This is a genomic window from Streptomyces sp. SAJ15 (assembly GCF_007595705.1).
Lineage (GTDB): Bacteria > Actinomycetota > Actinomycetes > Streptomycetales > Streptomycetaceae > Streptomyces.
The window spans coordinates 370,030-392,655 of the sequence record NZ_NISY01000006.1 but is presented as its reverse complement, the minus strand read 5'-3'; the positions used below and the strand labels follow the sequence as shown (position 1 = coordinate 392,655).

The window sequence follows — 22,626 nt, the reverse complement described above, 5'->3', positions numbered from 1 at the left end:
GCGCGCCGTGTTCCGTTCACTCGCCAAGCAGTTTGGACCGGACAGGCAAGATCAAGTGTTCCTTGTCCACCCGCTGCAACTCAGCCGCTGGCTCGACGAGGCATGGACGGCCCCGGTGGGAGCCCCCGTTCTTGGGTCCACGTCGCTCAGCCATCCCCCCTTCCTCGGTAGCAACACCGTCATCACTGACCTGGCTCTACCCGATCCGACGGCGGGGGCTCGGCCACCGCTGCCCTCAGGAATCAACCTCGCCAACCCAGATCTCTTCAACGATCAGGTGTTCATCCGCAAACCACTGATTGTCCATCAGTTGATCTACGCCTACCTCATCGAGGCCACGGGCGCATATGAGGTTCTGTCTGAGGTGGTGCGCAGACTGGCACTTGGGGAAACCCTGAACGCCGTCTCCCCGGAGGGCCTCCAATGGGCCCGCGCGACCGAGGAGCTCTTCTTCCGCGATCCCCCGTTGTTCACGATCGGAGGGATACACAGCCGATTCCGTCCGGACATCAGGGTCGAGACCCGACGGGCGTACTGGATCATGTTCGGATTCGATCTTCCGCATCCGGTCCCTCCGCGTTGGGCCATGCCGGGTGGTGTGGGTGCGGTCCCGTGGAAGGTTGATATCGGAGACGGAGTCAATGTCGGGTTCAGAGAAAAGTGGTCCGAACTGCTACGCCAGATATGGCTCGGGGTTGAGAACCAGAACAACGGCATCGGGCCGAACCCCACCGACAGCGAATACGTGGGCTTTTTGTGCAAGGCCATCAAGGACATGCTGGCCATGCGCCGAATCGGCGGACGGTTGGCACGCGAAGAGTTCGTGCATGTCACGACGATGAGTTGGTTTCACCTCACCCTGGAGCAGAATACTTCGATTGTCAGGGACTTGAAGTGCGAAGGGGCGCACCCGTCCGACCGGCTCGCCCGGATCGCCCAGCGGGTCGGAATGACTCCGGCGCCACGCGCACGCGAACTGTTCGACCTTGCCGATCTGATGTCCGCCTTCCTGCGCTCCATCGAGCTTGGAATGTTCGACACCGGCACCCTGGCACAGTTGCTTTTCCTCCCGACGGCCGGAAATGCACAGCTGCGTGCGGACGTGAACCGCATCATCGATCTCTGGCAGTCCGCCACGGGAGACAGGGTCAAGGAGCGGCCGGCGGTGGTCGTGGGCGGGCGGCAGCAGACCAGTGCTCAGCCGCTGCGGCTGCCTGGGGCGGATCCGGGTCCGACGGTTTCGGGTCCAAGCCTGAGCCCCGAACCGTTCCAGGCTGCTGTCGGCCCGGCGAGCGGCAACGGTCAGCGCGGTGAGCGGCCATGACGGCCGGGTGGTCCGCAGCGGCCAGCAGCGACGGGTTGCTGACGCCCTTCGACCCCGAGGCTCCGGCGTGGAGCGCCGCCGAGGAAGGGCCGACGGGTCCCCCGATCTCTGCCTCGCACTGGTGGACCGAGTCACTGCCCGTCGAGCCGACCGAGACCGAAGGCGATTCCGAAGAGACCGGAGAGACCGAAGAGGATCGGGAGAGGGGAGACGCGGCCTCACTGCCGTCGGGTTTCTCCCCGCTGGCGATCAGGGCGGCCAAGCTGTGGGACGCCCGTGACCGGCCGAAACGATGGCAAGGCCGGGTCTACGGGCTCGTAGTGCACACCACGGGCGGGGGACTGCCCTGCGCCGCGCATACGGCTGGCCGCTACCACACCGTTCAGGCCGTCGGCTATTACACCCGTACGCACGGCACCCACTACGTCAATGGATGGAAGGGGGCGGCCGGCGGTGATCTGCTTCAGGTCGCGAACGAGCGTGAGCAGGCCAAGGGTGTGGGCATCAGCAACCCGAATCCAGCAGCCGACCAGAGCCGCTCGATCGACCTCGACCGCTTCGAGGCCGATCTCCCGCCGGACCTGGTGAGGCGCTGGCGCGCCCGATGGCCGGGTTACCCGCACTCGCTCGCGCTGCTGCCGGAGTCCCAGCCGTCGGGAAGGCGTTCGGCCAATGCCTGTTACGTGCACGTGGAGTGCGTTCCCTGCGTCTACAGCTGCGCCGGCAAGCATGTCTCCGCCGACGAACCGCTACGTCCAGGCTTGCGATTCACCCGGGCACAGCACGATACCGTCGCACTCCTAGCTTGCGATATCGCGACGCGCAACGGCTGGCCCGCGAGTGAGCGCTGGTGGCGCAGCCCCCGGTTGCTCGGTCACGAGGACCTCACGCCGCTGACGCGGCACGACAAGCACGGCGGCTGGGACCCTGGTTACCTGCGCAAGCAGCCGTACTTTGACTGGGAGTATGTCTACCAAGCCATCGAGCGCATCCAGCGCGGTGCGCCGGTGCCGGGCCGGGAGTCGCTCTCCGGTTCCTACGAGGAGCCAGAAGAGTCAGAGGAGTCATTCACCGATTTGTACGAGGAGCAGATGGCCGAGCCGCTTGAGGAGACGGTCGGATACAGCCGCTGACAGCTCATCCTATGAGCTCGTGCTGACCGAGGGCTTTCTCTCGGCCCCCTTGAGATCACCGCGACCAGCTGTCACAGGGCGCTATTAGGCTGAGCGGATGTTCGACGAGGAGGACGCGGACGGTGCTGCCTGCCTGAGCGGTCGAGGTTGGGACCGAACCGCTGATCCGTCCGGCGCGGAACTCGGTGGGAGGCTGGCCCTTCCTCGACGAGGCTCAGGACTGGCCCGAGTGCTTCTGTGGTGAGCGGGAGGCACTGTTTCTTCCAGTTCGACATCCCCTGGACCTGGAGCCTTTCGGCGGAGACCACCTCCTTGTCTTTCACTGCCGTGCGCACAACGACGCGTCCGACCCCCAGCTTGCTGATGGCCGGCTCGTACCGAGGTACTGGGACGCTCCGCAGCCGCGCTACCCGGTTCCATTCTGGCCTGTACTGATTCAGACCCGGGCGGCGCTGCCGGCCCCGGAAGCCGAACCGTCCATGTGCGATCTGCCGCTGGCCGGGGTGGTCATCGTGCGGCTGCTCCTGTGAGGATCGTCTGGGCGCGGGTGTGGAGGGCGGCGGACAGGCCGCAGTGCTCCAGCAGGGCGCGTGGTGGCAGGGGACAGCCCGGGTCGCGGTGGCCGACCATGTGGAACCGGGCGGCTTCGCCGCGTGCGGGTCTCGTGGTCGTGCGCGACGCGGGTGCGCCAGGTCCAGCACTTGCTCGTGGGTCAGGTCCTCGAAAACCAGCTCCTGGTCGTGGTCGTCGACGTCAGCGAGCCCCAGGGCCAGGGCCGGGACGACAACGGCCGGGCGGGCGGGCAGACAGTACGACCGGGGCGACCGGAGCGGCCGGGACCTCGTCGGCCGGCTGCGCAGCCGCGGCCTCGGCACGGCCTGAGCTGCGGCGACCTGCCGGGCAGGGTCCTGTTCGGCCGTGTCCGGTGTGACGATTCGACCGTTCGGGATGGTGTGGCTACCCGACCGTGGACGGACGATGACCTGTGGGCGCTGGATCGGGGGTTTCGGCTCGGGTCAGACCTGCTGTCGGCTGGAGCGGTGGCCGCCGCGGCCGTGCGAGCCATCACCGGGGCCCCGGTCACGGAAACGCCGTGACCGGGGCCCCAGGATCAGCCACCGCGGAAGGCGCCGACCGCCGCTAGTTCCGGTACCGGAACACGATCCGGCCGCGCGTCAGGTCGTACGGCGGGAGCTCCACCAGCACCCGGTCTTCCAGCATGATCTTGATGTAGTTCTTGCGGATCTTCCCGCTGATGTGCGCGAGCACCTGGTGGCCGTTCTCGAGCTCCACGGTGAACATGGCGCTGCGCAGGCACTCGACGACCTTGCCCTCGACTTCGATGACGTTCTTGTTCTTCGTCATCGCACCAGTTCCAGGTTGCTGCTCATCGGCCGGGCGCCGATGCCCTCGAACAGCGCCGAGGCTGCTTGGTTGGACTCGTGGACTTCGGTCCAGGCCGCGGTGAACCCGGAGCTGTGCAGCGTTCCCAGCGCGTGGGCCAGCAGCGCTCGCGCGATGCCGCGGCGCTGCTCGCCGGCCCGGACCGCGACCAGCCCGATGCGCGGCCGGTTCACCGTCACCACCCGGATCAGACCCAGGTAGCGGTCCGGGGCCGCGGCCACGGCGTACTTCGACGGGTCGACGATGGTGTCGCCTTGGGGGCGGGGAATCACTTCCGCGGGCATCGACTGCCACCCGACGGTGGCCTCGACTTCGTCACGGATCGCGCGGTCCACCGCCCGCAGCAGCCTCTCGTCCGCCTGACCGGCGGGCACGATCGTCACGCCCGAAGGCGGCAGGACTGCTTCGAGTCCTGTGACCCGCGGGTCGGTCGGCACGGCGTACTCCCACTCGCGGCGCCGGATCGTGAAACCGGCCCGCCACCAGCCGGCCGTCAGCTCGACGTCGGCTTCGTCGACCACCGTGTACAGCGGCGCTGGCAGTTCCGCCAGCATCGCCTCGGCGAGCCGGTCGAAGGTGGCGTCGTGCCAGGTGTCGATGCTGACGAACAGGCGTCCGTCGGGCCGGTGCTCCGCAAGCCCGCGGCCGACCACCAGGTCGTCATCCAGTGCATGCCATTGCCTGTCCGCGACGCGCGTGATCACCACCGCGTTCTCGCTCAGGTCAGATGGGAAAGGCTTCGTGTTCATCGGAGTCTCCTGGAGTGCCTCGATCTCAGGCGCTCCTGGCGACACCGGACGTCAGCCGCCGGACCGTGACGGGTTGAGGGAGCACCCATGGGTAACTGTGTTCACGGGGCTCACCTCCATACGACGACTTCACGGTCCACCACGAACGTAGCAGCGGGGCCCGGCTCGCTCAAATCCTTTCCTATGAGCTCGTAGCGTGACCCTGATCCGGTCTTCTTGAGGCGTCTCCAGCAGGTGAGGCTGCAAGCCAACGAGTGGCAGGAGTCGTGGAGTTCAGTACGCGCGCGATCCTGCTCGGCCGCTGGGCGGCGACCCGCCCGCCTGCGGCCTGCACGGGGCCGGCACCCGCGAGCACCCTTGGCGGGGCGTCGCGCCTTAGTACTGCAACGGTGCTTGTCGTGACTGCTGGCCAGCTCAGTCGTTGGTGTAGTCATGGGTGGGGACCTTGCTGGTGTCAGGTTGTGGGCGGGTGAGCTGGACGCTCTGCATGAGCGGTTCGTGCACCGGTTCAACCGGGAGGAGCCGCGGCAGTCGGCGCTGGCTTACATGCGGGGGCTGGTTGCGCCGCTGCAGCGGAAGAACGGCTGGACGCTGGCGGAGGAGGCCGGGCATGCAGGTCCTGATCGCATTCACCGGTTGCTGAACCGGATCGAGTGGGACGCTGATGAGGTCCTGGACGACGTACGTGACTACGTCGTGGAACACCTCGGCGACCGCGAGGCCGTTCTGGTGGTCGATGACACCGGCTTCCTGAAGAAGGGCATCCGCTCAGCCGGGGTGCAAAGGCAGTACTCCGGCACCGCCGGACGCACGGAGAACTGCCAGATCGGCGTGTTCCTCGCCTACGCCACCGACCGCGGACGCATACTGATCGACCGGCGGCTGTATCTGCCCCCCTCCTGGACCGATGACCGGGAACGCTGCCGCCGGGCGGGGATCGACGACACCGTCGGCTTCGAGACGAAGGTGGCCATGGCCAAGGCGATGGTCCGCCGGGCCATCGCCGACAAGGTCCCGTTCGGCTGGGTGACGGCGGACGCCGCTTACGGCTACGGCAAGGGCTGGCGGTTCGAGCTGGAGCAGGCCGACGTGTTCCACGTCATGGCCACCACCCGGCACGACACCGTCGTCACCCGCTGGTCCATCGACCACCCCGTGCACGAGCTGTTTCCCGGCCTTCCCCGACAGAAGTGGAAGCGTCGTTCCTGCGGGCAGGGGGCCCACGGCCGGCGGTTCTACGACTGGGCCCGCGTCGAAGTGCGGCCCTGGCACCGCGAGGATCGCCGGCACTGGGTTCTCGCCCGCCGCAGTGTCAGCAGGCCCGAGGAGTTCTCCTACTACATCGCCTACTGTCCGGCCACGACGACCTTGGACGAGCTGATCCGTGTCGCGGGCAGTCGATGGGCTGTTGAGGAGTGCTTCCAGACCGCCAAACAGGAATGCGGCCTGGACGACTACCAGGTCCGCCGCTATCCCGGCTGGCACCGCCACATGACCTTGGCGATGGCTGCCCACGCCTGCCTGACCGTCCTGCGGGCCCGACAGATGGACACGGACAAAGCAGAAACGGATCCTCCCAGCTCATCCACCTCAGCCTCGCCGAGATTCGACGCCTGATCACCCGCCTCACGGACCGCCGGCCAGCACCGATCGAGCACATTCTGCGATGGTCGACGTGGCGCCGACGACGCCAACATCAAGCCCGCCTGAGTCACTACAAACGACGCGGACACAGCCCCTGAAATCTGCCCAGCACTCAGAACAAGCACCGTTGCAGTACTAGCCGTTCGCACACGCGCCGAGGACGGCGTACCTGGGGTACCTGATTCTCTGGCCCGACGACGGAGCCGACTCGGGGGGCGGTCGCTCGTCCCCTCGAGCGGCCGGGCGACAGCGTGGGCCTGGCGACCACACGGCTGACCGCACCCCCGGGGGGCGCCTTCCCCGAACCTGCCGCCCGGCCCGGAGAGAACCGGGCCGGGCGGCACTTCGCGGTCGTGGAACGGTTACGCGGACACGGGCCGCCGTGCGGTCACGATCAGGTAACCCAACTCGGGCATCTCCAGGTTCTCCCCCTCGGCGGGCTTCAGCTTGGCGAAGACCTCCGGGTCGACCTTGGCGGCCAGCTGCTCCATGTTCTTGGCAAGCGCCTCGCCGAGCCGCTTGACCGACTGACGCGTGGTGTTCTCACTCACGTCGATGAGCTCCGCACAGCGCAGCCCCGCCTCGCGCAGCATCGCGGGGTACGCCTCGAAGGACGCCGGCGACTGGGTGAGGTACCGCTTGAGGATGCCCTCGATCACCGGGCGCCGCTCCTCCGAGATGGGCTCCCGCTCGTAGTTGTCCGTGAGCGCGAGCCGGCCGCCCGGCCGCAGCACCCGGGCCGCCTCGGTGAGCGCGGCCGTCCGGTCGGGCATCTGCATGACGGACTCCAGCATCCACACAGCGCTGAACGAGGCGTCGTCGAACGGCAGGTTCATCGCGTCGCCGTGCTGGAAGCTGACCTTGCCGCTCACACCGGCCGCCTCGGCCAGCTCGTTGGCCTTCTCCACCTGCTTGCGGCTGACGCTGATGCCCACCACCTCGGCACCCGTCGCCTGCGCGAGCCGGATCGCCGGCCCGCCGAGGCCACAGCCGATGTCCAGCACCCGGTCGCCGGGGCCGACCTGCAGGCGCTCGATCATCATGTCCGTGAGCCGGTTGGCGGCGTCCTCCAGGCCGGTGGCGTCCTCCTGGCTGTTCCAGAAGCCCACGTGGATGTTGGGGCCGTACAGCGAGGCGTCGAACGCACCCATCAGCTGGTCGTAGAACTGGCCGACCTGCTCACCGACGGCGGTGAAACCCGAAGAGGTCACTTCATCTCCTGTTGAATCTACGTGCACAAGCACTCTGTGATCTGCAATGTCGGGAAGCCGAAGGGCACATGAGCGGCGACAGCGGCACGCTGCGCGCCCTTCGGGCTTCCGTCTTTCTCGCGACGAGCGATCCGGGGCCCGGCAGGAAGCCGGGCGCTCACATCACACGTTCTCCGCAAGCCAGTCGAGGACGGCACCGGCGGTGGCGCCGGCATGATCCTCCATCATGGTGAAGTGGTCGCCGGGCACTTCGATCCGGGCGACCCGGGCACCCCACGCCGCCTCCTCGTCGGAGGTCTGCTCCGATCCCGTGAAGGTCTCCTCGGCCTTCACCGCGAGGATCGGCGCGCCGATCGGTTCCGGCCCCCAGTCGGAGAAGAGGCGCAGGTAGCCGCCCATCGCGGTGAGCCGGCCCTCGTCCACCACGCCGAACATCTTCTCGCGATCGAACATCTTCCCGGACAGGTTGGTCTGGATCCACGGCAGGGCCTCACTGCGGGGCAGATACGTGTCCAGCATGACGACCGCCGACGGGGCGCTCCCGCGCTCCTCCAGCAGCCCCGCGACCGCCTGGGCGATCCATCCGCCCGACGACCGGCCGACGAGCACGAACGGGCACTCCCCCACGGTCCGCAGCACCGCCTCCGCCTGCATCTCCACCACCGCGTCGACGCTGGCCGGCAGCAACTCGCCCTTGCCGAAACCGGGTTCGGGCAGCACGGTGACATCCCGGCGGCCCCGGAAGCCCGCCGCGAAACGGGCGTACTCGCGGGCCCCCGAGATCGCCACCAGCGACGGGAAGCACACCAGGCCCGGCGCCGTGCTGCCCTTGGACAGCCGCACCAGCTTGGGCGGGCTGGTCAGCTCGGCGGCCGTACGGAACGAGGGGCGCAGCCGGGCCGCCGCCATCAGCAGCTGGGTGCCGGCGACGTACTCGCCGTCGGCGCAGGCCTGCCGGTAGAGCGACTCGATCGTCGAACCGCCCCCGGCCGCGGGGGCCGCCGGCTGCCCGGGTCCGCCGGTCCCGGCGGCGGGCGCCGCCGGCTCCGACGCGGCCCCCGGCACCACCTGGGTGCGCAGATAGCCGGCGAGCGCGGCGGGGGTGGTGTGGTCGAACAGCAGCGTCGCGGGGAGCGTCAGACCGGTGACGTGGTTGAGCCGGTTCCGGATCTCCACCGCGGTGAGCGAGGTGATGCCCAGTTCCAGGAAGGCGTGGCTCTCCTCGACCGGGTCCACGGAGTCGTGGCCCAGCACCGTCGCGGTATGCGTCCGCACCAGCTCGGTCAGCGTCCGCAGCTGCTCCGCGGGTGTCAGCCCGGCCAGCCGCTGCCCGAGCGGCACCTGCCCCGGCTCGCCCTCACCCCGGCCGGAGGCACGGTCGGCCATCCGGCGCACCGGCACTCGGACCAGCCCCCGCAGCAGAGAGGGCGTGCCGACCGAGGCCGCCTGCGCCTGCAAGGCGGCAACGTCCAGCCGCATGGGCACCAGCAGCGGGTCCACGTCGGAACCGGCGCCCTCGGCACCGGCCGTCAGCGCCACCGCCAGGTCGAAGAGGGCAAGGCCCTCCGCGGAGCTGAGCGCGGCCACCCCGGACCGGTTCAGCCGCTGCACATCACCGTCGTCCATGTGCCCCGTCATGGCGCTGCGTTCGGCCCACAGGCCCCAGGCCAGGGAGGCCGCGGGCAGCCCCGCCGCCCTGCGGTGCTGCGCCAGCGCGTCCACAAACGCGTTGGCCGCCGCGTAGTTGGCCTGCCCGGCGGCGCCGAACACTCCCGCCGCCGACGAGAACAGCACGAACGCCGTGAGCGGCAACCCCCGGGTCAGCTCATGCAGGTTGACCGCCGCGTCGCCCTTGGGCCGCAGCACCGTGTCCACACGCTCCGGCGTCAGCGACCCGAGGACACCGTCGTCGAGGGCACCGGCCGCGTGCACCACACCCGTCAGCGGATGCTCGGCCGGCACCGTCGCCAGCAGCTCCGCCAGCGCGGAACGGTCGGCCGCGTCACAGGCGGCCAGCCGCACCGACGCCCCCAGGGCGGTCAGCTCGTCCGCCAGCTCGGCGGCACCGGCGGCCGCGCGGCCACTGCGGCTGGTCAGCAGCAGATGCCGTACACCGTGCTCGGCCACCAGATGCCGGGCCACGAGGGACCCCAGCACACCGGTCGCCCCGGTAATCAGCACCGTGCCCTCCGGAGACCACACCGACGAGCCGGGCGTGCCCTCGTCCACCGTGTCCGGCCCGGCACCGGCCGCCGGCCGCTCCGCGCGCACCCGGGCCAGCCGTGGCGCGAACGCCCGCCCGGCCCGCACCGCCAGCTGCGGCTCCGCACCGGCCAGGACCTGCGGCAGCACCGCGAACGAGGCCTCCTGGTCATCCAGGTCCAGCAGCACGAACCGGTCGGGATTCTCCGACTGCGCCGCCCGCACCAGACCCCATACCGCCGCGCAGGCCGGATCCGGCACCCGCTCCCCGGAGCCGGCGGCGACCGCCCCGCGGGTCACGAACACCAGACGGGAACCCGCGAGGCCCTCCGCGCTCTGCCACGCCTGCGCCAGCCGCAACGCCCGGTGCGTCAGGGAGCGCACCCGGTCCGCGGACAGCTCACCCGGCGCACCGCCGTCGAGCGACGACGTGAACGGTACGAACACCAGGTCCGGAACGCCCCCGCCCGCTGCCACGGCCTCGGTCAGCGCCGCCAGATCCGCGTACCGCTCGGCCTGCGCCCCGGCCGCACCGGCCGACTTCAGAGCCGTCGGCAGCGACGTGCCGTCGTCGCCCAGCACCGCCCACCTGCCCGACGCACCGGGCCCGGCGGCCACCGCCACCGAGGTCCAGTCGAGCCGGAACAGCGACTCGTGGAACGTGCCTTGGGCCCGGCTGAGCTGCTGACGCGAGATCGCCCGGGTGACCAGCGAGTCCACCGACAGCACCGACCGGCCCGACTCGTCCACGGCGGTCACCGCCACCGCGTCCGGCCCCGCCGGGGCCAGCCGAACCCGCAGCGCGGACGCACCCTGGGCGTGCAGGGACACACCGTTCCAGGCGAAGGGAAGCCGCACCCGTCCCGTGTCCCCGTCCGGGGTGACGGAACCGGGCAGCCGCACGAACCCGCCGAACGCCATCGCGTGCAGCGCCGCGTCCAGCAGCGCCGGATGAACACCCAGGTTCCGGGCCTCGGACCACTGCTCCTCGGGCAGCCGGACCTCCGCGAACACCTCGTCACCACGGCGCCACACGGCCCGCAGCCCCTGGAACGCCGGCCCGTACCCGAACCCGTTCCGCGCGAACGTCTCGTACAGGCCCTCCACGTCCACGGCTTCCGAGTCCGCCGGCGGCCACACCTGACCGGCGTCCGCCCAGGCCGCCGATCCGCCGCCGCCCGCGAGAGCGCCGACGGCGTGCCGCGTCCAGGGGCCGCCGTCCGCCTGTGAGTACACGCTCAGCGCGCGCCGCCCGGACTCGTCGGGACCGCCGACGGAGACCTGCACGGACACCGCACCGTCCTCGGGCAGCACCAGCGGCGCCTCCAGCGTCAGCTCCTCCACCCGGTCGCAGCCGACCGCGTCCCCGGCGCGCAGCGCCAGCTCCACGAACGCCGTCCCCGGCAGCAACGTCACCCCGGCCACGGCATGTTCGGCCAGCCAGGGGTGCGTACGCAGCGACAGCCGGCCCGTCAGCAGCGCCCCGTCCGACGCGGGCAGCGTGACGGCAGCACCGAGCAACGGGTGATCGGCGGAGGAGAGACCCGCCGAGGTGACATCAGCCACGGTGGCCGACTCCGACTCCAGCCAGTAGCGCTCGCGCTGGAAGGCGTAGGTGGGCAGATCGACGCGGCTGGCACCCGTGCCCTGGAACAGCCCGGCCCAGTCGACGCTCGCCCCGCCGACGAACGCCTCGGCAGCCGAGGTCAGGAAACGGAGCAGTCCGCCCTCGTTACGGCGCAGCGAACCGACCGCAGTGACCGGGGTGTTCGTGTGGGCCTCGGCGGTCTGCTCGATGCCCATCGTCAGCACCGGGTGAGCGCTGGACTCCACGAACAGGCGGAAACCGTCATCGAGGAGGGCGCGGACGGTGTCGGCGAAGCGGACCGTCTGGCGGAGGTTGCGGTACCAGTAGCCCGCATCCAGAGCAGAGGTGTCCAGCACCTCCGCGGTCACCGTCGAGTAGAACGGCACCGACGACGCCTGAGGAGCGATGCCCGCAAGCTCACGCAGGAGAACGTCCTCGATCTCCTCCACATGCGCGCAGTGCGAGGCGTAGTCCACGGCGATACGGCGAGCCCGCACACCGTCGGCCTCACAGCGCTGGAGCAGTTCGTCCAGTGCGTCCGCGTCGCCGGAAACCACGGCCATGGCCGGGCCGTTGACCGCCGCGACCGCGAGACGGCCGTCCCAGGCGGTAAGCCGCTCCTGCACTTCTTCCGTACTGAGGGAGACGGACACCATGCCGCCGCGCCCGGACAGCGCCCGAATGGCCTTGCTCCGCAGAGCCACCACCTTCGCCGCATCCTCAAGCGACAGCGCACCCGCCACAGCCGCAGCAGCGATCTCACCCTGCGAGTGACCGATCACCGCAGCCGGCTCCACACCGTACGACCGCCACACCTCAGCCAGGGAGACCATCACCGCCCACAACACGGGCTGCACGACGTCGACCTGCTCCAGCCAGCCCTCACTGCCGGCGTCCCGCAGGATCTCCCTCAGCGACCAGTCCACGAACGGCGCCAACGCAGCCGCACACTCACCGATCCGCTCAGCGAACACCGGCGAGGACTCCAACAGCTCAGCCGCCATGCCGACCCACTGCGAACCCTGACCGGGGAACACGAACACCGCACGGCCATCCGCACCACCGGCGCTTCCCCGCACCACACCCGCAGCCTCACGACCCTCGGCCAACGCCTCCAGCCCACCGGCCAGATCACCCAGAACCACAGCCCGGTGCTCGAACACCGACCGAGTCGCAGCAAGCGAGAACCCGACATCCACCGGCGACAGGTCAGACACACAGGCGGCCAGCCGCTCCGCCTGCGCACGCAACGCGGCCTCGGACTTCGCCGACACCACCCACGGCACCACCACCGGCGGCACACTCTGCGAAGTCTGCTCCTCTGGAGCCTTGGCGGGAGCCTCTTCGAGGATGATGTGGGCGTTGGTGCCGCTGAGACCGAAGGATGAGACGCCTGCCCGGCGCGGTCGGCCGGTTTCGGGCCATGGCGTGGGCTCGGTGAGCAGTTCGACGGCCCCGGCAGTCCAGTCGACGTGCGGGGTGGGCTCGTCGACGTGGAGCGTCTGCGGCAGCAGCCCGTTGCGCATCGCGAGGACCATCTTGATGATCCCGGCGACACCGGCCGCGGCCTGCGTATGCCCGATGTTCGACTTCACCGAGCCCAGCAGCAGCGGCTTGTCCTCCGGCCGGTCCTGCCCGTACGTCGCCAGCAGCGCCTGCGCCTCGATCGGGTCACCCAGCTTCGTACCCGTACCGTGCGCCTCCACCACGTCCACGTCGGCCGCCGACACCCGGGCGTTCGCCAGCGCGGCCCGGATCACCCGCTGCTGCGAAGGACCGTTCGGCGCCGTCAGACCGTTGCTCGCACCATCCTGATTGACGGCGGAGCCACGGACCACCGCCAGCACCTGGTGACCGTTGCGCTCGGCGTCCGACAGCCGCTCCAGCAGGAGCAGGCCGACGCCCTCACCCCAGCCGGTGCCGTCGGCAGCCGCCGCGAACGGCTTGCAGCGGCCATTCGTGGCGAGGCCGCGCTGGCGGCTGAACTCCACGAAGGTTGCGGGAGTGGACATCACCGTCACACCGCCGGCCAGCGCCAGCGAGCACTCGCCCTGGCGCAGCGACTGGGCCGCCAGGTGCAGGGCCACGAGCGAGGACGAGCAGGCGGTGTCGATGGTCACCGCGGGGCCTTCCAGGCCGAAGGTGTAGGACACCCGGCCGGAGGCGATGCTCCCGGACCCGCCCGTCGCGAGGTAGCCCTCGGCGCCTTCGGGGATGCTCTGCAGCTGGGAACCGTAGTCGTGGTACATGAGGCCCGCGAAGACGCCGGTCGTGCTGCCCCGCAGGGACACCGGGTCGATACCGGCCCGTTCGAAGGTCTCCCAGGCGGTCTCCAGGAGCAGCCTCTGCTGGGGGTCCATGGCCAGGGCTTCGCGCGGCGATATACCGAAGAACGCGGGGTCGAAGTCACCGGCCCCGTGCAGGAAGCCGCCTTCGCGGACGTAGCTCTTGCCGTCCGAGTCGGCGTCGGCGTCGTACAGCTCTTCCATGTCCCAGCCGCGCCCCTCGGGGAAGCCCGAAATGGCGTCCTCGCCCGCAGCGAGCAGGTTCCATAGTTCTTCGGGTGTGCGGACGCCGCCCGGGAAGCGGCAGCCCATGGAGATGATGACCACCGGGTCGTCCTCGCCGTCCCCACCGGACGGACCGGAGGAAAGCGCGGGCGCCGTGGGATGTGCGGTGTCGTCGCGGCCGGTCAGTTCCCCGTAGAGGTACTGGGCGAGGGCCAGGGGGGACGGGTAGTCGAAGACCAGGGTGGCGGGCAGGCGCAGTCCGGTGGCCGTGGTGAGCCGGTTGCGCAGTTCCACGGCCGTCAGCGAGTCGAAGCCGAAGTCGTTGAAGGCCCGGCCCGGTTCCACCGCCTCCGCCTCCGCGTGTCCCAGGACAGCGGCCACGTTCCGGCGTACGACGTTCAGGACCAGTCGTTCACCGTCCGCGGCCGAGGCTCCGGCGAGCTGTTCGCGCAGCTGCGAGGATCCCGCGGCACGGATGGTGTCGGCGGAGCGGCGGTTTGTGGACCGTACCAAGTCACGCAGTACGTGGGCTACTTCGCCGGTGCGGCCGGCCTGCGCCGGGTCCAGCCGCAGCGGGACCACCACCGGTGTGGCCGCCGCGCAGGCGGTGTCGAACAGGGTCAGGCCCTCTTCGGGGGCCAGACCCAGGACACCGGACTGCTCGATGCGGCGCAGATCGGTGGCGGCCAGTCCGCCCGCCATGCCGTGGGCCGTGTCCCACAGGCCCCAGGCGAGGGAGAGCCCGGGCAGGCCGGCCGCGCGGCGGTGCCGTACGAGCGCGTCGAGGAACGCGTTGGCGGCGGCATAGTTGGCCTGGCCGGCGGTGCCGAACGTGCCCGCGGCCGAGGAGAACAGCACGAACGCCGACAGGTCGGCACCGTGCGTCAGTTCGTGGAGGTTGACCGCCGCGGCCACCTTCGGCCGCAGGACCGCGTCGACGCGTTCCGGGGTGAGCGAGTCGATGACACCGTCGTCGAGCACTCCGGCGGTGTGCACCACCGCGCGCAGCGGACGATCCGCCGGAACGCTCTCCAGTACGGCCGCCAGTGCCGCCCGGTCCGCCACGTCACAGGCCGCCCAGGTCACGGAGGCGCCGGCGGCCGACAGCTCCGACTCCAGCTCGTGAGCACCGTCGACATCCGCGCCCCGTCGGCTCACGAGCAGCAGGCTCCGGACGCCGAACTCGGTGACGAGATGGCGTGCGACCAGCCTGCCCAGCGTGCCGCCGGCGCCGGTCACCAGAACCGTACCGCGCGCGTCCCAGGTCGCCGAGGGCTTGGCAGCCGCCTCGGTGGCGCGCACCCGGTCCAGGCGCGCGGCCAGCAGGGTCCCGCCCCGGACCGCCACCTGGGGCTCGCCGTCGGCCGCAGCGGCAGACAGGAACGGCAAGTCGTCCACGGTCAGCGCCCACGGCTCGGCAGCGTTCGGGCGCTCCTCGCCCGCTTCCAGGTCGACCAGCACGAACCGGCCAGGGTGCTCGCTCTGCGCGCTCCGCACCAACCCCCATACGGCGGCTGCGGCGAGGTCCGGGACGTCGTCGCCGTCCTCGACCGCGACCACACCGCGCGTGACGATCAGCAGGCGCGAGTCGGCGAACCGTTCCTCCGCCAGCCAGCCCTGCACCAGCTCCAGGCCCCGGTGCACGGTGTGTCGCACCGCGTCGGCGTCCACACCCGACGCGGACGGCAGGACGCAGGCGACCACCGGCGGTACGGCCGTACCGGCGTCGACCGCGGCGCGCAGCGCGTCGAGGTCCTCGTGGTACGACGTCCGGGCGAGCACTCCATCCGCCCCCGCGTCCCAGGACGCCCGTCCGACGCCGCCCAGCAGGACCGGCACGGCCCCGGTGTGCCGAGCCTGCGCTTCGGCGGCACCCGGCACGCGGCGCCATCCCAGCCGGAACAGCGACTGGTGGAGCACACCGCCCGCCGCGCTGATCTGCTCGGCGGAGACGGGACGCGTCACCAGCGACCGCACGTCGGCCACGAGCCCGCCGGCCTGGTCCATCACCTCCATGGACAGCTCCGAACCGCCGGCTCCGCCAGGGCTCAGGCGCACGCGGAGCACCGAGGCGCCCCTCGCGTACACCGACACGCCACTCCAGGAGAAAGGCAGCCGGATTCCGGCCGACGACTCCGGCGACTTCGATGAGTCCGACGCCTCCGACGGGTCCGCCGCGGCCCCCATCGCGTGCAGGGCGGCGTCCAGCAGAGCCGGGTGCACACCGAAGCGGCTCGACTCGGCTTCCGTCTCCTCCGGCGGCGCGACCTCGGCGAACACCTCGTCACCGCGCCGCCATACGGCCCGCAGGCCCTGGAAGACCGGCCCGTACTGCAGGCCCGTACCGGCGGCCCGCTCGTAGTACCCGTCCAGGTTGACAGCCTCGGCGCCCTGCGGCGGCCACACCCGCTCCCCGGCGTCCGGGCGCGCCTCTTCCGGCGCGACCCTGCCCGTGGCGTGCCGGATCCACGGCTCGCCCTCGTCGTCCGGGCGCGAGTGCACGGTCAGCGTCCGGCAGCCCGACTCATCGGCGTCGGCGACCGCCACCCGCACCTGGACGCCGCCCTGCTCCGGCAGCACGAGCGGCGCCTCGAGCGTCAGCTCCTCGAGCCGCGCGCACCCGACCCAGCCACCGGCGTGCACCGCGAGTTCGACGAACGCGGTCCCCGGCAGCAGCACCGCCCCCATGACCCGGTGGTCAGCCAGCCAACCGTGCGACGCCAAGGACAGTCGGCCGGTGAACAGGCAGCCGTCGGAGTCGGGCAACGTCACGGCCGCACCGAGCAACGGATGATCCGCCGCACCCAGACCCACCGACGTCACATCACCCGCGGCCGGCACCGCCTCCAGCCAGTACCGCTCCCGCTGGAAGGCGTAGGTGGGCAGTGCCACCCGGCGGGGGCGGGAGGGGGCGAGGTAGGCGGCCCAGTCCACGCTCTGACCGCGGACGTAGACCTGCGCCAACGCCTCCAGCAGAGAGCCGTTCTCGTCCCGGTCCCTGCGCAGCACCGGAGCGAACAGCACCTCCCGGGCACTGTCCTGGCCCATCGAGGACAGCACCCCGTCCGGGCCCAGCTCCAGGCAGGCCGTCACACCGTGAGCGGCGAGACTCGTCACCCCGTCGGCGAAGCGGACCGCCTCACGCACGTGCCGCACCCAGTACTCCGGGTCACACACCTCATCCCCGACAAGCCCACCCGTCAGGTTCGACACCAGCGCAACCCGCGGAACCTCAAACGTCAGCCGCTCCACGGTCTCGCGGAACTCGGCAAGCATCGGCTCCATCAACGGCGAGTGGAACGCATGCGACACCCGCAGCCGACGCGTCCTCACACCCCGGTCCTCGAGCTGCTCCACCACCGCGGCCACCGCAGCCTCAGCACCGGAAACCACCACCGACGACGGGCCGTTGACCGCAGCCACCCCAACCCCGTCACGGCCCTCCAGCAACGGAAGAACATCAGCCTCCGCCGCCCGCACCGACACCATCACACCACCCGAAGGCAGCGCCTGCATCAACCGGCCACGCGCCGCCACCAACGCACACGCGTCCTCAAGCGACCACACCCCCGCCACAAACGCGGCAGCGATCTCACCGATCGAATGCCCACCCACAAAGTCCGGCGCCACACCCCACGACGACACAAGCCGATACAGCGCCACCTCAAGAGCGAACAACCCGCACTGCGTGTACACCGTGGCGTCCAGAGCATCACCGTCCTCGAAGACGACCTGACGCAACGGCCGCTCCAGCAGCCCCTCGAACCGCGCACACACCTCATCAAAGGCCTCGGCAAACAACGGGAAGGCCTCATACAACTCCCGGCCCATCCCCGCCCGCTGACTGCCCTGCCCGGAGAAAAGCACCGCCAGCTTCCCCGACGCCACCTGCCCCTGAACCACACCAGCAGCCTCACGGCCCTCGGCCAACGCCTCCAGCCCACCGGCCAGATCACCCAGCACCACAGCCCGGTGCTCAAACACCGACCGAGTCGCAGCAAGCGAGAACCCGACATCCACCGGCGACAGATCAGACACACACGCGGCCAGCCGCTCCGCCTGCGCCCGCAACGCCGCCTCGGACTTGCCCGACACCACCCACGGCACCACCGGCGGCGCGACAGCCTCAGCCGACTCCTCCTGCGGAACCGAAACCGGAGCCTGCTCCAAAATCACATGCGCGTTCGTGCCACTGATACCGAACGACGACACACCCGCCCGCCGCGGCCGACCACTCTCCGGCCACACCACCGACTCCGTCGCCAGCTCAACAGCCCCAGCCGACCAGTCGACGTGCGGGGTGGGCTCGTCCACGTGGAGCGTCTGCGGCACAAGCCCGTGCCGCATCGCCAGCACCATCTTCATCACACCAGCCACACCAGCCGCAGCCTGGGTGTGCCCGATGTTGGACTTCACCGAGCCCAGCAGCAGCGGACGGTCCTCCGGCCGGTCCTGCCCGTACGTCGCCAGCAGCGCCTGCGCCTCGATCGGGTCACCAAGCTTCGTACCCGTACCGTGCGCCTCCACCACGTCGACCTCGGTGGCCGACACCCGGGCGTTCGCCAGCGCGGCCCGGATCACCCGCTGCTGGGACGGACCATTCGGCGCCGTCAGACCGTTGCTCGCACCGTCCTGATTGACGGCCGAGCCACGGACCACCGCCAGCACCCGATGACCGTTGCGGCGCGCGTCCGACAGCCGCTCCAAGAGCAGCATTCCCGCGCCCTCGGAGAACCCGGTGCCGTCCGCGCCCCCGGCGAACGCCTTGCAGCGGCCGTCGGGTGCGAGGCCCCGCTGACGGCTGAACTCCACGAACAGCGCCGGCGTCGCCATCACCGTCACACCACCGGCCAGCGCCAGCGAGCACTCGCCCTGCCGCAGCGACTGCACCGCCAGATGCAGGGCCACCAGCGACGACGAACACGCCGTGTCCACCGTCACCGCGGGACCCTCGAACCCGAACGTGTAGGACACCCGTCCGGAGACGATGCTGCCGGGGCTGGGCGAGCCCGGAGTGCCGTCGGGGCCCCGCAGAAGGCCGTAGTCGTGGTGCATGATCCCGGCGAACACACCGGTCTGGCTGCCGCGCACCGACGCCGGGTCGATACCCGCCCGCTCCAGCGCCTCCCACGACGTCTCCAGCAGCAGCCGCTGCTGCGGGTCCATCGCCAGCGCCTCACGCGGCGAAATACCGAAGAACGCCGGGTCGAAGTCGCCCGCGTCATAGAGGAAACCGCCCTCGCGGGCATGGATCTTCCCTGGGGTTTCCGAACCGGGTTCGTAGAGTTCCTCGATGTCCCAGCCGCGGTCGTCCGGGAACGGGGCCATGGCGTCCGTGCCGCGCTCGAGGAGCTGCCACAGCTCCTCGGGGGTGCGTACGCCGCCGGGGAAGCGGCAGCTCATGGCCACGATCGCGATCGGCTCGTCCACCGCCGTCGCCGTTCCGGCGGCCGGGAGCGCCGAGCGGGTGGCGCCGGCGCCGGTCGTGGCGTTCGCCGCCGTCAGCTCCGCCAGCAGGTGGCGGGCGAGCACGGCTGGCGAGGGATAGTCGAAGACCAGCGTGGCCGGCAGCCGCAGCCCCGTGGCCGCGTTCAGCCGGTTGCGCAGCTCCACCGCCGTCAACGAGTCGAAACCAAGCTCCTTGAACGCGCGGTCGCCGTCCACCGCACTCTCGTCGGTGTGGCCCAGGACCGCGGCGACATGGGCGCACACCAGCGTCCGCAGGACCTCGTCCTGTGCGGCCTCCGGCAGTCGCGCCAGGCGCTGCCACAGCGCCGAGGTGCCGGTACCGGCGCCGGACACCTCCACCGTACGGCGGGTGGGGATGCGCAGCAGGTCCCGCAGCAGCGTCGGTACGACGCCGGAGGCGGCCTGGGCGCGCAGGGCGGGCAGGTCGAGGCGTATCGGCAGCAGGACCGCGTCCGCCGTGGCTGCCGAGTCGACCGCCGAGGTCGCCGTGGCGTCGAACAGGGCGAGGCCCTCGTCCGACGTGAGGGCGGCGATGCCGGCGCGGCGCATGCGTCGTACGTCCGTGTCGGCCAAGTGGCCGGTCATTCCACTGCGTTCGGCCCAGAAGCCCCAGCCCAGCGAGACGGCGGGCAGGCCCTGGGCACGTCGGTGGGCGGCCAGGGCGTCGACGAACGCGTTCGCCGCCGCATAGTTGCCCTGCCCTGCGCCGCCGAACGTCCCGGCGGCGGAGGAGAAGAGCACGAACGCCGACAGCTCCAGGTCCCGGGTCAGCTCGTGGAGGTGGACGGCCGCGTCCACCTTGGGCCGCAGGACCGCGTCGATCTGTTCCGGCGTCAGCGATTCCACGACACCGTCGTCCAGGACGCCTGCCGCGTGCACGACCGCGGTCAGCGGGTGCTCGGCGGGCACGGCCCGCAGCAGCTCCGCGAGCGCCGCCCGGTCGGCGGTGTCGCAGGCGGCGACCGTCACCGAGGCACCCAACTCGCCCAGTTCGGCCGCGAGTTCGGACGCACCCGGTGCCGTACGGCCGCGTCGGGAGACCAGCAGCAGATGCCGTACACCGTGCTCGGCGACCAGGTGGCGCGCCACGAGGGCACCCAGTGTGCCGGTGGCGCCCGTCAGCAGTACGGTGCCGTCCGGGTTCCAGGAGCCGGCCGACACGGAATCGGCACCAGAACCAGTTCCGGATCCGGACCTGGAACCGGATCCGGCCAGGGTCTCGGCCGTGGCTCGCGCCAGTCTCGGGGCGAGCGGTTCTCCCGACCGTACGGCGATCTGCGGCTCACCGGTGGCGAGCACGGCGTCCAGCATCGCACCGGGCATCTCCTGCTCGTCCAGGTCGAGCAGCACCAAGCGGTCCGGGTGCTCGGCCTGCGCCGACCGCACCAGACCCCACACCCCGGCAGCCGCCAGGTCGGTCACGTCCTCACCCGGAACGGCCGACACCGCACCCCGCGTCATCACGACCAACCGCGAACCGGCGAACCGCTCCTCCGCCAGCCACGTCTGAAGCGCCTCCAGCGCACGCAGGGTCACCGACCGCACGGACGCCGGATCGCCGACACCCGCACTGGGGCTGTCGTCCGTGTGCGTCGTGAAGGAGGCCAGCACCACGTCCGGCACGGCCTGGGTTCCCGCCGCCACGGCAGCGCGCAGCTCCTCCAGGTCCGGGCAGACCAGGGTCGCCGGGGACGGCGCCGGGGTGCGCAGCGCGATCTTGCGCCACGTGACGCGGAACAGCGCCTCGTCGGTGACCCGCGCCGCGGCCCCCAGCCGCTCCGGTGACACGGTACGCGTCACCAAGGACGTCACCGCCGCGACCGGCGCCCCCGTGGTGTCGGCGACGAACACGGACACCGCGTCCGTTCCGGCCGGGGCGAGCCGAACGCGCAGCGCGTCCGCACCCGTGGCGAACAGGGACACCCCGCCCCAGACGAACGGAAGCCCGGCACGCCGTTCACCGGTGCTCCGCTCCGGGTCGTCCGGTCCCGACGCCATGGCGTGCAGGGCGGAGTCCAACAGAGCGGGGTGCAGCCCGAAGCGGCCCGCGTCGGCGCGCTGCTCCTCGGCGAGGGCCACTTCGGCGAACACCTCTTCGCCGCGCCGCCAAGCCGCCCGTACGCCCTGGAAGGCGGCACCGTACTGCAGCCCCGTGGCCGCGAGCCGCTCGTACAGATCGTCCACCGCGACCGGCTCCGCGCCGGCCGGCGGCCAGACGTCCAGTTCGGCGGCGACCGCGGCCTCGCCGCCGCTACCGGCCCGGTCGTCGGTCAGCGCGCCTGTGGCGTGCCGCGTCCAGGATCCCTCGGAGGCGTCCTCAGGCCGCGAGTACACCGCCACCGGCCGCCGCCCCGCCGCGTCCGGTCCGCCGACCGTCAACTGCACCTGTACGGCGCCGTCGTCGGGCAGCACCAGCGGCGCTTCCAGGGTGAGTTCCTCCAGCCGGTCACAACCGACCGCGTCTCCGGCGCGCAGCGCCAGCTCCACGAACGCCGTCCCCGGCAGCAGCGTCGTCTCGGCAACCGCGTGATCGGCCAGCCACGGGTGCGTACGCACGGACAGCCGGCCCGTCAGCAGGAACCCTTCCGCGTCGGCCAGCGCCACGACCGCTCCCAGGAGCGGATGATCGGCGGACCCGAGCCCCAGACCGGCAGCGGCGGTCTGGCTCACCACCGGGCCGGTGGTCTCCAGCCAGTAGTGGTCGCGCTGGAAGGCGTAGGTGGGCAGGTCGACGCGACGGGCGCCCGTACCCGTGAAGACACCGGCCCAGTCGACGGCCGCGCCACCGACGAACGCCTCGGCGGCCGAGGTCAGGAAGCGAAGCAGTCCACCCTCGTCACGACGTAGCGAACCCACGGCAGTGACGGGGGCGTTGGTGTGTGCCTCGGCGGTCTGCTCGACGCCCATCGTCAGCACCGGGTGCGCGCTGGACTCGATGAACAGGCGGAAGCCGTCGTCCAACAGGGCGCGGACGGTGTCAGCGAAACGCACGGTCTGTCGGAGATTGCGGTACCAGTAGCCCGCGTCCAAGCCGGTGGTGTCCACGACCTCGGCGGTCACCGTCGAGTAGAAGGGCACGGATGCCGTCTGGGGAGCGATGTCCGCCAGGTCGCGCAGGAGAACGTCCTCGATCTCCTCCACATGGGCGCAGTGGGAGGCGTAGTCCACCGCGATACGCCGCGCCCGCACCCCCTCCGTCTCGCAGGCAGCGAGCAGCTCGTCCAGGGCATCGGCGTCGCCGGACACCACGACCACGGCCGGACCGTTGACCGCCGCGACCGCAAGGCGGCCGTCCCAAGCCGCCAGACGCTCCTGAACTTCTTCCACGCCGAGCGAGACGCAGAGCCACCACCTTCGCCGCGTCCTGCAACGACAGCGCACCGGCCACGCAC

The 22,626-nt window shown here is 71.0% G+C and carries 7 protein-coding genes; 3 read left to right on the top strand and 4 right to left on the bottom strand.

Annotated elements, in window-relative coordinates:
* The first annotated feature begins 7 nt into the window (after positions 1-7).
* Positions 8-1,324, top strand: a complete 1,317-nt coding sequence (locus CD790_RS18670; protein ID WP_144384404.1) for a hypothetical protein — start codon at positions 8-10, stop codon at positions 1,322-1,324.
* Entirely contained in the window at positions 1,321-2,457 is a 1,137-nt protein-coding gene (locus CD790_RS18665) for an N-acetylmuramoyl-L-alanine amidase (RefSeq protein ID WP_144384403.1), read from the top strand. The genes CD790_RS18670 and CD790_RS18665 overlap by 4 nt, the downstream gene beginning before the upstream one ends.
* A 1,140-nt stretch (positions 2,458-3,597) precedes the next feature.
* Here the strand turns inward: CD790_RS18665 and infA are convergent.
* Together infA and CD790_RS18655 are read right to left on the bottom strand one after the other, a co-directional pair.
* Positions 3,598-3,822: a translation initiation factor IF-1 gene (gene infA / locus CD790_RS18660; RefSeq protein ID WP_010981942.1), complete on the bottom strand. Its 225-nt coding sequence runs from the start codon at positions 3,820-3,822 to the stop codon at positions 3,598-3,600.
* A complete protein-coding gene (locus CD790_RS18655; protein ID WP_144384504.1) occupies positions 3,819-4,610 on the bottom strand; it encodes an N-acetyltransferase in 792 nt (263 codons plus the stop codon). The genes infA and CD790_RS18655 overlap by 4 nt, the downstream gene beginning before the upstream one ends.
* 498 nt (positions 4,611-5,108) lie before the next feature.
* Here CD790_RS18655 and CD790_RS18650 point away from each other — a divergent pair, with 498 nt between their 5' ends.
* Positions 5,109-6,227, top strand: a complete 1,119-nt coding sequence (locus CD790_RS18650; protein ID WP_260867687.1) for an IS701 family transposase — start codon at positions 5,109-5,111, stop codon at positions 6,225-6,227.
* A 389-nt stretch (positions 6,228-6,616) separates the two neighbouring features.
* On the opposite strand, the gene CD790_RS18645 is transcribed toward CD790_RS18650, so the two are convergent.
* The gene (locus CD790_RS18645; protein WP_144384401.1) at positions 6,617-7,465 is read right to left on the bottom strand and encodes a methyltransferase domain-containing protein; all 849 of its coding nucleotides are present in this window, start codon (positions 7,463-7,465) and stop codon (positions 6,617-6,619) included.
* Positions 7,466-7,627: 162 nt separating this feature from the next.
* On the bottom strand, positions 7,628-22,561 hold the full coding sequence (locus CD790_RS34680; protein ID WP_399217784.1) for an SDR family NAD(P)-dependent oxidoreductase: 14,934 nt from the start codon (positions 22,559-22,561) through the stop codon (positions 7,628-7,630).
* Positions 22,562-22,626 lie beyond the last annotated feature (65 nt).